The sequence below is a fragment of the Kosakonia quasisacchari genome, assembly GCF_004331415.1.
In the GTDB taxonomy this organism is placed as follows: Bacteria; Pseudomonadota; Gammaproteobacteria; order Enterobacterales; family Enterobacteriaceae; genus Kosakonia; species Kosakonia quasisacchari.
Genome location: NZ_SJOP01000006.1, coordinates 109766 through 123288, shown reverse-complemented (window position 1 = coordinate 123288; position 13523 = coordinate 109766). Strand labels below are relative to the sequence as shown.

Below are 13523 nucleotides of genomic sequence, written 5' to 3'. Positions count from 1 at the left end.
CTACTCCTGGAGCCGTAACACATGAACAGGCGCGCTGGCGCAACACTTACAGGCTTCTGTCGACAACGGTGGTTTTCATGCTGGCTACTGGTGTTGTTGGTTATTGCTCCTGGGCTTGGGGCCGGGTGGGATTTCAACGCCATCAGCACCAAAACCCGGCAATTGTACGGCGCATCAACCCCTGCAGCGCAGCAGCGAATCGATCAATGGGCCGCGTTAGTGAATAACCCGCCGCAGGAAACCACCCTGCAAAAGCTGGAGCGCGTGAATCAATTTTTTAATCAGCGCATGGCGTTTCGCGACGATACGCTGGTCTGGGGAGCGAAAGATTACTGGGCTACGCCGATAGAGTTTCTGCGCAAAGGCGCGGGCGATTGTGAAGATTTCGCGCTGGCGAAATATTTCACGTTGCGCGAATTAGGCATCCCGGCCAGTCAGCTACGCATCACTTATGTCAAAGCGTTGCAGTTAAATCAGGCGCATATGGTCGTGACATGGTACGCCACGCCGGACGCGATCCCACTGGTGCTCGATATCCTGAAAAACGCGATTTTACCCGCTACGCAGCGCCCCGATCTGCTGCCCGTGTATGCCTTCAATGGCGAAGGTTTGTGGCTACCGCAGGCGGGCGGCAATAAACGTGTCGGCGACAGCAAGCGGCTTTCCCGCTGGCAGGATCTTCTCACCCGCATGCGTGCGGAAGGGTTTGTTATTAACGAATAGGACGCAGCCATGTCTCTGTATAAACAGTTACTGCTCGGCATCTGTCTGTTCACGCTCGTGCTTTTTTGTGGCAATTTTTTTATTACGCTGGACAGTTCGCGTGAACAGTACAGCGCTCAATTGGGCGCTCACTCTCAGGATGCCGCCACGGCGTTGGGTGTTTCGTTAACCGGTAATATTGACGATCCGGCGATGATCGAATTGATGGTGAACGCCATTTTCGACAGCGGATATTTTTATAGTATCCGCGTCGTGGATGTGAACAGCGATAAGCCATTAATCGAACGGCAAAGCGACCCGCAGAACGGTAATGTTCCGCAATGGTTTGAACACCTGGTGCACCTGAAACCCGGCGTGGGCGAAGCGATCATCATGCGCGGCTGGATCCAGGCGGCGCGCGTTGAAGTGGTGAGCCACCCGATGTTTGCGCTGATGCGCCTGTGGCAAAGTATGGTAGCCAGTTTCCTGTGGCTCACCGGTTGTAGCCTGCTGTGTCTTGTCTGCGCCATGCTGCTGCTGCGCCGGAGTCTGCGACCGTTAGATCATATTGCCGTGCAGGCGGCGTCTATCACCCGCCGCGAGTTCCGACACGTTCCGAATGTGCCAAAAACGCCGGAGCTCAAGCGCGTGGTGGAAGCCAGCAATATGATGGTTTCACAACTGCAAACCCTGTTTAGCGAACAGGCGCAGCGTACCGTTGCGCTGCGTGAAGCTGCTTACCACGACAGCCTGACCGCGTTGAATAACCGCCGTGCGTTCGACATCCATTTGCAGTCTGTTCTGCGCGATGACGAAATGGCTTTCGGCTATGTGATCCTGCTGCGTGTGCGCGATTTAGCCGGGCTTAACCTGCGCATGGGTGGCGAAAAGACCGATGCGTTGTTGCAGGAGATAGCGGCGATTTTGCGCGAAACAAAGCAACTTCACCTGCATCATGATGGATTTGTTGCCCGTATTCGTGGCGGTGAGTTCGCCATTGTTACTGCTGACATGGTGCCACAGGAACACCAGGCGCTAATGAACGCGCTAACGGCACGTGTGAATGCGCTCTACAAAACCGGGATGAGCGATCGGTCGCCGCTGGCCTATTTAGCCAGCGTGGCTTTCCAGCCTGGTGACACGCCGCAAAATATTATGGCGCAAGCCGATCAGGCGCTAACGGCTGCGGAAACGAACATCCATTATGCGTTACACCCCGGCGTGAACCTGGCGGGTGACCATGACGATCATCACCGTTGGCTTACCCGGCTGGAAAACGTGCTGCTGACGGAAAATTTTGTCCTGTTTGCGCAGCCGGTAGTGACTTGTGACAGCTCGCGCCAGGTGTTGCATCACAAAATTCTGGCGCGTATCAAAACCGAAGAGGGGGAGATGATCCCGGCCGGGCGCTTTATGCCCTGGTTTCTGCGTTTTTCGTTAAGCGCGCGTATGGACGCGGTAATGCTGAAACAGACGCTCCGGTTTATGAGCGCTTCGCCTCTGATGCTGGCGCTCAGTATTAGTGGTGAGAGTGTCGCCAGCGATGAAAATCTGGCGGTTTTACTTCAACTTTTAAAAAACGAACCGCGGCTGGCAAAACGGCTGACGCTGGAGCTGGATGAAAATGAACTGCCGGACCCGGAACGCGTCAGCGTCGTGGTCAATAAACTAAATGAGGTCGGGTGCCGGTTAGGGATTCAGCATTTTGGCGGGCGTTTTCATCTGATTGGTAATTTGCCACAGTGGGGATTAGCCTGGATAAAAATAGATGGCAGCTATATTCACCATATTGATACAGAAGAAGATAAACACTTTTTTATTGAGGCCATGTATTGGGCTGCCAGACAAATTAATCTGCCACTTATTGCAGAACAAGTGGAAACCTCAGAAGAATTAGCAATACTCAATAAAATAGGGATTTATGGTGCCATGGGGCGTTATTTTGGCGATCCTTCATCATTAGCAAATTAATAATTTAGGCGATCCTGTATAGCAAGGGGGGTGTAATCATGCACTACATTGAACGTGACGCTGAAGGGCGAATTACGCGGGTTGAGTCGACGCCTTTTGCCGGTATGGTTGAGCAATATGAAGAAGATAGCGAGGAAGTCACCGAATGGTTACGTGTCCAGTCGATGCGCGAAGCCACGCTCCAGCGGCTTCAGCAGAGCGATCTGGAGATGGTTCGCGTACTGGAAGATCTTATCGACGTGTTAATGAGTAAAGGTGTTATCAGCATTACCGACCTGCCGCAGGCGGCGCAAAGCAAGCTGATAAACCGCACACAGGCGCGTTTGACGTTAAGTGGGCTGGAACGCTTAATTGATGACGAAGATGAGGGTATTTTTTGATTTTATGCGGAAAAAATTAAATGTGATTAAAAATATAACCTTAGTATTGTGAATCTTCTGATATTTAATATTGCCCGTCATATATATATTACTGTTTATTTTAGCGAATCCTCGAAGTTTCTCACCGCGCGTTCTTATTATTCTGCGAACCACTGTGTGATGAATTAATCCGTTATTGCTAGTGCATTGAAAATATTCCTTTTGCAGGTTTATGCCACTTCCCGTCGGCAGGGAAGATGGCAATTTATCAGAGGCACACATCATGAGTGGCGTTGCCGGGATAATTAAAGCGGTAATAGGACAAGTCTTCGCAACCTCTCCTGACGGGAGCAGGCATCTTTTAGTCGAAGGCGATACCCTCCAGGATGGCGATCAGATCGACACGGGTGCCGCAGGCGCTATCTCTATTTTATTGCCTGATGGAAAAACCCTCGATCTGGGCCGCGACAGCCACTGGGATAGCACCGGTTACGCTTTAACTACCGGGACGGAAGCACAGCAAAGCGACGTTGAAGCTGCGCAACAGGCCATTGCCGCAGGGCAAGACCCGACGCAAATCCTTGAAGCCCCGGCGGCGGGTCCCCAGCAGCCTGCCGCTGATCAACCCGGCACCCCCGATGGTGGCGGCCACACGAATGTTACCGTTGATCTTACCGCCGAGATCCTCGATCCCACCGCGGGTTACCCCACGACCGGTCTTGAAACCCCGGACGATGACCGGCGTGATGAACCCTCTTTTTTTACCCCCGCTGAAAATAACGCGCTGACTGGTTTGGATTCTGATGCTGATGCAGATGTTGACTCGGATGTTGACTCAGATGCAGATGCAGATGCAGATGCTGATTCGGATGCTGATACTGATACCGACTCAGATGCAGATGCCGATTCAGATACGGACGTTGATACTCATGATTCAGACGCCGACGCTGATACTGATACTGATACTGATACTGATACTGATGCGGACGCCGACGCCGATTCAGATACTGATGCCGATTCAGATACGGATGCTGATGCGGACACTGATTCAGACGCAGATGCAGATGCAGATGCTGACGCGGACGCCGATGTAGACGCCGACGCGGATTCGGATGCAGATACGGACACTGATACCGACTCCGATGCGGATGCCGACGCTGATGCTGATTCGGACGCGGACACTGATGCAGATGCAGATGCAGACGCAGATACCGATTCAGATACGGATGCCGACGCTGATGCTGATTCGGACGCGGACACTGATGCAGATGCAGATGCAGACGCAGACGCAGATACCGATTCAGATACGGATGCCGACGCTGATGCTGATTCGGACGCCGACGCAGATGCCGATGCTGATACCGACTCAGATGCAGATACGGATGCCGATGCCGATGCTGATACCGACTCAGACGCGGATTCGGATGCAGATACGGACACTGATACCGACTCCGATGCGGATGCCGATGCCGACGCCGACGCCGACGCCGATGCGGATGCGGACGCGGATACCGACGCTGATGCGGATTCTGATGCCGATTCGGATGCAGATGCCGACACAGATTCGGATACTGACGCCGACGCCGACGCCGACGCCGACGCCGACGCCGATGTAGATGCAGATGCAGATGCAGATGCGGATGTGGATGCAGATACTGACACGGATGCCGATTCAGACACTGATGCAGACGCGGACACCGACGCGGATGCCGATACAGACGCCGATGCCGACGCAGATGCAGATACTGATGCCGATGCCGATGCCGACGCAGATGCAGATGCAGATGCAGATGCCGATACGGATGCCGACGCGGATGCCGATTCTGATGCAGACGCGGACGCAGATTCGGATACCGATACCGACGCGGATACGGATGCCGACGCTGATGCTGATGCTGATGCTGATGCTGATGCTGATGCTGATTCGGACGCGGACGCGGACACTGATGCAGACGCAGATGCAGATGCCGACGCGGATTCAGATACCGACGCAGATGCAGATTCGGATGCCGACGCGGATACGGATACGGATGCAGATGCAGACGCAGATACCGATGCAGATTCGGATGCAGACACTGATACCGATGCAGATTCGGATGCAGACACTGATACCGACTCCGATGCAGACGCCGACACTGATACGGATTCAGATGCGGATGCCGACGCAGATGCTGATACGGATTCAGATGCGGATGCCGACGCAGATGCTGATTCGGACGCTGATACAGATACCGACTCAGATGCAGACGCTGACACTGATGCCGACTCAGATACAGATGCAGATTCGGACGCGGACACTGACGCCGACGCGGACTCAGATGCAGATACGGATTCAGATACTGACGCGGATGCAGATACTGACACCGACACCGATACCGATACCGATACCGACGCAGATTCGGATGCTGATGCCGACTCAGACGCAGATGCCGATGCCGACGCTGATACGGATTCAGATGCAGATGCTGATGCTGATGCAGACGCCGACACTGATACGGATTCAGATGCGGATGCTGATGCCGACTCAGATGCAGACGCTGACACTGATGCCGACTCAGATGCAGATACCGACGCGGACACTGACGCCGACTCAGATGCAGACACTGACACTGATACTGACTCCGATGCAGACGCTGATACTGATGCGGACGCCGACGCCGACTCAGACGCAGATGCCGATGCTGATGCGGACGCCGATGCTGATGCCGACGCCGATGCTGATGCCGACTCAGATGCAGACACTGACACTGATACCGACTCCGATGCAGACGCTGATACTGATACTGATGCGGACGCCGACGCCGATTCAGACGCAGATGCAGATGCCGACGCCGATTCAGACGCAGATGCAGATGCCGACGCGGATTCAGATACCGACGCAGATGCTGATTCGGACGCTGATGCCGACTCAGATGCCGACGCTGATACTGATGCGGACGCCGACGCGGATACGGATGCCGATGCAGACGCAGATACCGACGCAGATGCAGATACCGATACTCATGATTCGGATGCAGACGCAGATACGGATGCCGACGCAGACGCCGATGCAGATTCGGATGCCGATGCCGACACTGATTCAGACGCAGATTCGGATGCGGATACGGACGCTGATGCTGATTCTGACGCCGATGCAGATGCCGATACCGACGCAGATGCGGATACCGATGCCGATGCGGATACGGATGCAGATGCAGATGCAGATGCAGATTCGGATGCGGATGCCGATACCGACGCAGATGCCGATGCGGATACTGATGCGGACGCTGATACAGACGCAGACGCCGATACGGATACCGACGCAGATGCTGATACAGACGCCGATGCAGATGCAGATGCAGATGCAGATGCGGATGCGGATGCAGATGCAGATACCGACGCCGATGCGGATACTGATGCCGACGCCGACGCCGACGCCGACGCCGACGCCGACGCCGACGCCGATGCTGATGCGGACGCCGACGCAGATGCCGATTCAGATACCGATGCCGACGCAGATACCGATTCAGATGCAGATACAGATGCAGATTCGGACGCTGATGCCGATACCGATGCTGATTCAGATACGGATGCCGACGCGGATGCGGACACTGATTCAGACGCAGATGCGGATGCCGATTCAGATACGGACGTCGATACTCATGATTCAGACGCCGATGCAGACGCCGATGCCGACTCTGACGCCGACGCCGACGCCAACAAAAGTTCTGATGTGCATTTGACTGTGACCTTAACGCCGGGGGCTAATACGCCGGAGACGTCTGACGACAATATCCTTCACATCAATGGCGGCAGTGGGGATCCTAACGGTTATGACATCCAGAACGGCGTCATCGTTGCTATTGGCGATAACGTGCAGATTTGGCTTACGCCAGACAGCCCGGACGGTGCGACCCAGGGCGATCATGTCCCCGAATGCAGTAACCCCAATCAGATTCACTATTACGACAGTCACGGCAATGCCAATGCCAGCGGCAGTTCCGCGGGCAGTACGGATATTTTTGTCGTCGGCGATCATACCGGCGGGTACTACCAGCAAGGGGATTGGTCCAACGATCACTATGATTTCAGACCGGTGAATGGCATCACCGGCAATCAGGGCGTGCCAGAAGGTGAGACTGGCAAAGATTACATTTTTGTCACCGGCGACAGCGCGAACTACTCTGTTTCGGGCGTTGATCACCCGGCGAACCATCAGAATAACTCCATCGATAATTTGCAGGTCACCAACACGGAAAACGGCTCGCACCCCTTCGGTAATGCCAACGGAATCGAAGGTGTTGTCTTTGGCGATGGCCCGTCGTCAACGTTGGGCGGCGATACCCATGTGACCACATCGGTCACGCTGAACCTGGACGTTAACCTCGAAAGCTCCGACAGCAGCGATCATCTGACTTCACTGACGCTGAGCGGCCTGCCCGAAGGGGCACAATTCAGCGGCGACCACATGAGTGTGAGTTATGACGGTGAACACGGCACTTACACGCTCACCTTTGATGACAACTCGTCCCATTATGACGGGCAGATTTCGGTGATGTTGCCGGAGGGGCAAACGACAATTGGCGATGTCTCTATTGAGGTGAACTCCACCGCCGACGAACTCCACGATACGGACTTTACCTTGAATGGCGAAGAAGGGGGCCTGGTGGTGAGCGGTACGGAGACCACCAGCGCCGGGGAACATACGGCCGACAGCCCAGCCGATACGCCGCATATCGAAGCGACCAGCCTCGCCATTGATGAGACCTCCCACGCAGATACGCAAAGTGCCGATCACACTGCGGACAGCACTCAGCACGCTGAGGATCTCTCCGATGATCACACCACTGACTCAACCGGCGAAGAGAGCGCCAATTCCCTGTTGCTGGTGGAGGACGATAGCCTCCAGCTCGGCAATCTCGAACCCGGAAGCGCCGAGTCGCAGGGACAGACGGTTGTTGCGGACGATGCCTCGCTGAACAATTTGTTGGGTGAAGAGAACGACAGCGAATCGGAGGAAAACAGCAGTAACGCTTCCCATCACGGCTCCGCAGCCCAGCACGGCGGGGATCATCATGAGGGTAATCATTATGGTTGGGAGCATCAGGATGCAGATCGCCATGATGGAGGGGATCAAGCAGGGGATCACCAGGACGCTTCGCACCATGACGCGGAGCATGCCAATAGTGATGCATCCGCACCCAGCCTCAGTCATGACGAGCCGGTCAATTTCAGCGACATCATCCAGGATGACGATGCTCACCAGGATCTCAGCAGCCTTGTTAAAGGCCACGCGCCGGACGCCGGGCACGCCGATCATGACGCCGGTAACGATCACCCCGCACCGGTGGAACCGCCGGATGGTGGAGAGGATCACGGCGGTGGCGAAGGTGGGCACGACGATATGGATCACTTAATTGCCAAACCCGATGCCGACTCTGGTGGTTAACCGAGCCGGTTTGTTTAGACGTCTGTCTGCGTTACAGGCCACAGCAGGAGGCCAACATGTTATCTCGCAAGCCGCTGTTATGGGGGATTTCCCTCCCGCTGCTGCTGATCACCGGCGCGCACGCCACCACGCTTGAGCAGGCGGTGAAAGAGGCGATTCTCTGGCACCCGGAAGTCAGCGCGTCTATTAACCGGCGTTATTCGGCGGATGAGGATCTGCGGGCGGCGAAAGGCGGATATTTGCCGTCGCTGGATGTCACGGCGGGAACCGGCTGGGAGCAATCGGATAACAGCACCACGCGTGCGGCTGGGGATCATCTGCGCAATTTACACCGCAGCGAATCGAGCATTACGGTGACGCAAAATCTGTTTAGCGGGTTTGCCACCCGCAACGAAGTTGCCCGCCAGACCGCGACGGTGAACTCCCGGGCCTGGACGGTGCTGGACACCAGCGAAACCACCGCGCTGCAAGCGATTCAGTATTACCTCGATGTGCTGATGCGCCGGCAACTGGTTACCCTGGCGGAAGAGAACCTGAAAAACCACCAGCGGGTATTCGATCAGATTACGCTGCGCACGGAGCAGGGCGTAGGCCGCCAGGCCGATTATGAACAGGCGGAAGCCCGCCTGGCGCAGGCGCGAAACAACCTGTTGACGGAGCAAACCAACCTGGACGATTCGCTGGCGAACTACCAGAGCATGACCGGGAAAGAAGCCGATGATCTCACACTACCGGCGAAATTTAAGGTTCCCGCTTCGCTGGAAGATGCCCGACAGTCGATGTTGAAAAACAGCCCGTTATTAAAACAAGCCGCTGCCGATGTCGAAGCGACGCGCCAGCAATATGAGGCGGCGAAGTCGCGGTTTTACCCCAGCGTAAATGTGGAAGTGGGACGCACCATGGATAACAACATTGACGGTACGCGCGGCCACAATCAGGAGTGGCAGGCCATGTTGCGCATGCGCTACAACCTCTACAACGGCGGCAGCGACAGCGCCACGCTCTCCTCTTATGCCTACAAAATGCGTGAAGCGCAGGATGTCAGAAATAACGCGTTACGCCAGTTAAACGAAGAGCTGCGCCTGGCCTGGAACGCGTTACAAAACGCCCAGAAACAAGTGCCTATTGCGAAAGATTATGCCGATCGCAGTGTGACGGTGCGCAGCGCTTATCAGGAGCAGTTCAGCCTGGGCGACCGCTCGTTGCTGGATATGCTGGACAGTGAAAATGAAGTCTTCACCGCGCAGCAGCGCTATGTGGAGATGCAGTTCACGGAGATGTTTTCGACGTATCGCATTAACGCGCGCACCGGCGAGTTGCTGAAAGCGCTTAATATCCAGCCGCCTTCTTCTGCACAACCGCTGGATGACACACCCACATCGAAAGTGGAATTGCCTGAACTCAAATAACATGTTCAGGCAGGGCTGGGGGTCTTTCAGCCGACAGCGCTGAAAAACGCCTCTGGGGTCTTCGCTATCGCGGTATTCCGCGAACCTGCAAGGTCAGATTATGACGTCGACGAATAATGACACTCAGGCGCTTCCGGTTTCCTCTAACGAGGAGGTAGCCAGAAGCGATCCCCGGCAGACGCATGATGATCCACTGCTGGATTGTCTGATGATCGTGTGCAAATTGCATAATATCGCCACCACGCGCTACTCGCTGACATCCGGGCTGCCGCTGAAAAACCATTCACTGACGCTGAGCATTTTTCCGCGTGCGGCGCAGCGGGCGGGGTTGAAAGCCAGAACGCTCCAGCGCTCGCTTGAGACGATTTCGGCGATATCGCTGCCGGCGATAGTACTGCTGGAAAACAACCAGGTTGCGGTACTGATTGGCTGGGACGGGCAGCAAGCGCGGTTATTACCGAGTGAAACCGAAGGCGGGGAGATCACGCTGACGGGCGATGCGTTGGCGGAGCGTTATAGCGGCACGACGATTTTTCTCCAGCGGGAACATGAATTTGATACGCAGCCTACGGCTACGATCCCGCGCACGCGAAACTGGTTCCAGGATACGCTGCGGCTGTCGAAGTTCCTCTATGCCGATGCGGTTATCGCCAGTCTGCTGGTCAATATTATTGCGCTGGCGGCACCGCTGTTTGTGATGAATGTGTATGACCGGGTGGTGCCCAACCAGGCGACGGCCACGCTATGGGTGCTGGCGATTGGCATTACCATTGCCTACTTCTTTGATTTTATTCTGAAGACTCTGCGCGGCATGTGTCTGGATTTGGCCGGTAAAAAGACCGACTTGATTGTCTCCGCCGCGCTATTTGAACGTCTGCTGGGGATGAAAATGAAGCTGCGTCCCAGCCGCGTGGGCAGCTTTTCGCAGAACTTTCAGGAGTACCAGTCGGTGCGGGATTTCCTCTCGTCACTGACGCTGACCGGGTTGATTGATTTCCCCTTTACGCTGCTGATTATGCTGGTGATTGGCATTATCGGCGGCCCGCTGGTGTTTATTCCGTTGGTGTCTTACCCGATTGCACTCATCGGTAACTGGTTGCTCCAGCGCCCGCTGATGTCGCAGGTGCAGAAAACTTACCGCTTATCCAGCGAACGCCAGGCGATGCTGGTGGAGACGCTCACCGGGCTGGACGCCATTAAAGTGAATAACGCGCAGAGCGAGCGCCAGTACCAGTGGGAGCAGATTATTGGCCAGCTCAGCAAGCTGGAGATGAAAGTGAAATCGCTCTCTTTTGTGGCGGTGAATTTCACGTCGTGGATCCAACAGGCGAGCGGCGTGGCGATCATTGTTGCCGGGGTTTACATCATTATCAGTGGCTCGCTCAGTATGGGCGGGCTGGTAGCCTGCTATTTGTTGCACCGGCGCGCCATGATGCCGGTGGGCCAACTCTGTAGCCTGATAACCCGTTACCAGCGGGCAAAAATGACCAAAGCCACCGTCGATCGCATGCTGGATCTGGAGCAGGAAATTCATGACGAAGACGTTCCGCTCAGGCGTGAGAAACTCTCCGGGGCGCTGGAGTTTCGCGATGTGACTTTTCGTTATCCGAACAACCAATACACCTCGTTGAACAACGTTACGCTGACCATTAAACCGGGCGAAAAAATCGGCATTATCGGCCGCAGCGGTTCCGGTAAAAGCTCGCTGGCGAAGCTGCTGGTGGGATTTTACCAGCCGGATGCCGGTAGCGTGCTGATTGATGATATCGATTCCCGGCAGATTGATGTCCACGATTTGCGCCACAACATTGGCTACGCCCCGCAGGATATCCACCTGTTTAGCGGCTCATTGCGGGAAAACCTGCTGTATGGCGCAAGCTATGTCGGCGAAGAGGCGATGCTGCGGGTGGCGATGATCACCGGCGTGCATGAGTTCGCCCGCCGCCACCCTTCGGGCTACAACATGCGTATTGGCGAGCGGGGAATGAACCTCTCCGGCGGTCAGCGTCAGGCGGTTACGCTCGCGCGGGCGCTATTGCTTGACCCGCCGATTTTGCTGATGGATGAACCTACAAGCTCGATGGATAACACCAGCGAGGAGCTGATCAAAAAGGCGCTGATCCCGGTCGTCGCCGACAAGACGTTGCTGCTGGTGACGCATCGTGCTTCGTTACTCTCCCTGGTTGAGCGTCTGATTATTCTCGATAACGGCAAAATCATCGCCGATGGCCCGAAAGAGAGCGTCATGAGCGCACTGAAAAAGGGGCAAATCCATGCAAATCGTTGACCTGCTTAGCCGCCTGATGAGCTGGCTGTTCGGTGATAAAAAAACGTCGCCGCTGGCCATCAATGAAGTGAATCAGGCGTTGCTTGATGACTCGCCGCGCGTTATCCGCATTACGCTGTGGGCGATTTTTATCTTTTTTATCCTGATGGTTGGTTGGGCGTCATTTGCCGACATTGATGAAGTGACGCGGGGCGAAGGCCGGGCTATTCCCTCTTCACGGCTGCAAAAAATTCAGAATCTGGAAGGGGGAATTGTCGCCCAGGTGTATGTTCACGAAGGCGAAGTGGTGAACGCTGGCGCGCCGCTGATTCGGCTCGACGATACCCGTTTTCGCTCTAACGCCGGGGAAACCCAGGCCGACCGTATGGCACTGCAGGCGCGTATTGAACGCTTAACGGCGCAGGTCAATGGCGCGACGACGCTGGAACTCTCGCCGGAGATAATCCAGCAGGCACCGGATATTGCCAAAGGTGAAATGGCGCTGTTCCTGAGCATTAACAGCAAGCTACAAAGCACGATTGCCGGGCTGAACGAGCAACTGGTGCAGAAAAAGCAGGAGCTTATCGACCTGCAAACCAAAGCGGCGCAGTACAAACAGAGCCTTGGGCTTTTGCAGCAGGAGATTAATCTCTCTGAGCCGCTGATCGCCAAAGGGGCGATTTCCCGGGTGGAAGTGCTGCGTTTACGGCGCACCGAAGTGGAGACGCGCGGGCAACTGGATTCAATGACGGTTGCTGTTCCTGGCGCTGTCGCGGCGGTGAACGAGATCACCAATAAAATTAACGAAACGCTGGACGGCAACCGCAGCGACGCCTTGACGCAACTCAACCAGGCGCGGACTGACCTGAGTAAAGCGGAAGCGACCGGTAAAGCGATTGCAGATCGGGTGAACCGTACAATGGTGACCTCGCCGGTCAGAGGGATTGTGCAGCAACTGATGGTGAACACCATTGGTGGGGTGATCCAACCCGGCAGCGATATGATAGAAATTGTGCCGCTGGATGACCGGTTGCTGGTAGAAGCGAAAATTCGCCCGCAGGATATTGCCTTTTTACACCCCGGTCAGCAGGCGATTGTGAAGTTTTCCGCGTATGACTACACCATCTATGGCGGGCTGGCGGGCGAACTGGTGCAAATCAGCCCGGATACGGTGACCGACAAAGACGGCAACAGCTTTTACGTGATCCGTTTGCGCACGGATAAAAACCATCTCGGCCCGGATGATAAACCGCTGTTAATCATTCCAGGCATGGTGGCGTCGGTGGACATTATTACCGGCCAGCGCACCATCCTGCACTACTTGCTCAAACCAATATTGCGCGCCAAAGCGGAAGCGCTGCGTGAACGGTGACAGCGAAAGGGAGGCC

The 13523-nt window shown here is 55.5% G+C and carries 7 protein-coding genes; all 7 read left to right on the top strand.

Annotated elements, in window-relative coordinates; genetic code table 11:
* The first annotated feature begins 21 nt into the window (after positions 1 to 21).
* The 7 genes from lapG (at position 22) to E0L21_RS08355 (ending at position 13507) form a co-directional block, all read left to right on the top strand.
* The gene (gene lapG, locus E0L21_RS08385) at positions 22 to 723 is read left to right on the top strand and encodes a cysteine protease LapG (protein WP_131408459.1); all 702 of its coding nucleotides are present in this window, start codon (positions 22 to 24) and stop codon (positions 721 to 723) included.
* A 9-nt stretch (positions 724 to 732) separates the two neighbouring features.
* Positions 733 to 2673 carry a bifunctional diguanylate cyclase/phosphodiesterase gene (locus E0L21_RS08380; RefSeq protein ID WP_131408457.1) on the top strand — a complete coding sequence of 647 codons (1941 nt, stop codon included), beginning with the start codon at positions 733 to 735 and terminating at the stop codon, positions 2671 to 2673.
* Positions 2674 to 2711: 38 nt separating this feature from the next.
* Complete coding sequence (locus E0L21_RS08375) at positions 2712 to 3053, top strand: tryptophan synthase subunit beta (protein WP_131408454.1); 342 nt, start codon at positions 2712 to 2714, stop codon at positions 3051 to 3053.
* 262 nt (positions 3054 to 3315) lie between these two features.
* Positions 3316 to 8460, top strand: coding sequence for a hypothetical protein (locus E0L21_RS25100; RefSeq protein WP_208430922.1), 5145 nt, complete (start codon positions 3316 to 3318; stop codon positions 8458 to 8460).
* Positions 8461 to 8516: 56 nt separating this feature from the next.
* Positions 8517 to 9869: a TolC family outer membrane protein gene (locus tag E0L21_RS08365; RefSeq protein WP_131408452.1), complete on the top strand. Its 1353-nt coding sequence runs from the start codon at positions 8517 to 8519 to the stop codon at positions 9867 to 9869.
* Between the two features lie 100 nt (positions 9870 to 9969).
* Positions 9970 to 12156 carry a type I secretion system permease/ATPase gene (locus E0L21_RS08360; protein ID WP_131408450.1) on the top strand — a complete coding sequence of 729 codons (2187 nt, stop codon included), beginning with the start codon at positions 9970 to 9972 and terminating at the stop codon, positions 12154 to 12156.
* Positions 12143 to 13507, top strand: a complete 1365-nt coding sequence (locus E0L21_RS08355) for an HlyD family type I secretion periplasmic adaptor subunit (protein WP_131408448.1) — start codon at positions 12143 to 12145, stop codon at positions 13505 to 13507. Before E0L21_RS08360 ends, E0L21_RS08355 begins: the two co-directional genes overlap by 14 nt.
* Positions 13508 to 13523: the final 16 nt, after the last annotated feature.

What these genes read in the sequence shown, in the direction of transcription:
- lapG (WP_131408459.1), top strand. Translation starts at nt 22, where the DNA reads ATGAACAGGCGCGCTGGCGCAACACTTACAGGCTTCTGTCGACAACGG.
- E0L21_RS08380 (WP_131408457.1), top strand. Translation starts at nt 733, where the DNA reads ATGTCTCTGTATAAACAGTTACTGCTCGGCATCTGTCTGTTCACGCTC.
- E0L21_RS08375 (WP_131408454.1), top strand. Translation starts at nt 2,712, where the DNA reads ATGCACTACATTGAACGTGACGCTGAAGGGCGAATTACGCGGGTTGAG.
- E0L21_RS25100 (WP_208430922.1), top strand. Translation starts at nt 3,316, where the DNA reads ATGAGTGGCGTTGCCGGGATAATTAAAGCGGTAATAGGACAAGTCTTC.
- E0L21_RS08365 (WP_131408452.1), top strand. Translation starts at nt 8,517, where the DNA reads ATGTTATCTCGCAAGCCGCTGTTATGGGGGATTTCCCTCCCGCTGCTG.
- E0L21_RS08360 (WP_131408450.1), top strand. Translation starts at nt 9,970, where the DNA reads ATGACGTCGACGAATAATGACACTCAGGCGCTTCCGGTTTCCTCTAAC.
- E0L21_RS08355 (WP_131408448.1), top strand. Translation starts at nt 12,143, where the DNA reads ATGCAAATCGTTGACCTGCTTAGCCGCCTGATGAGCTGGCTGTTCGGT.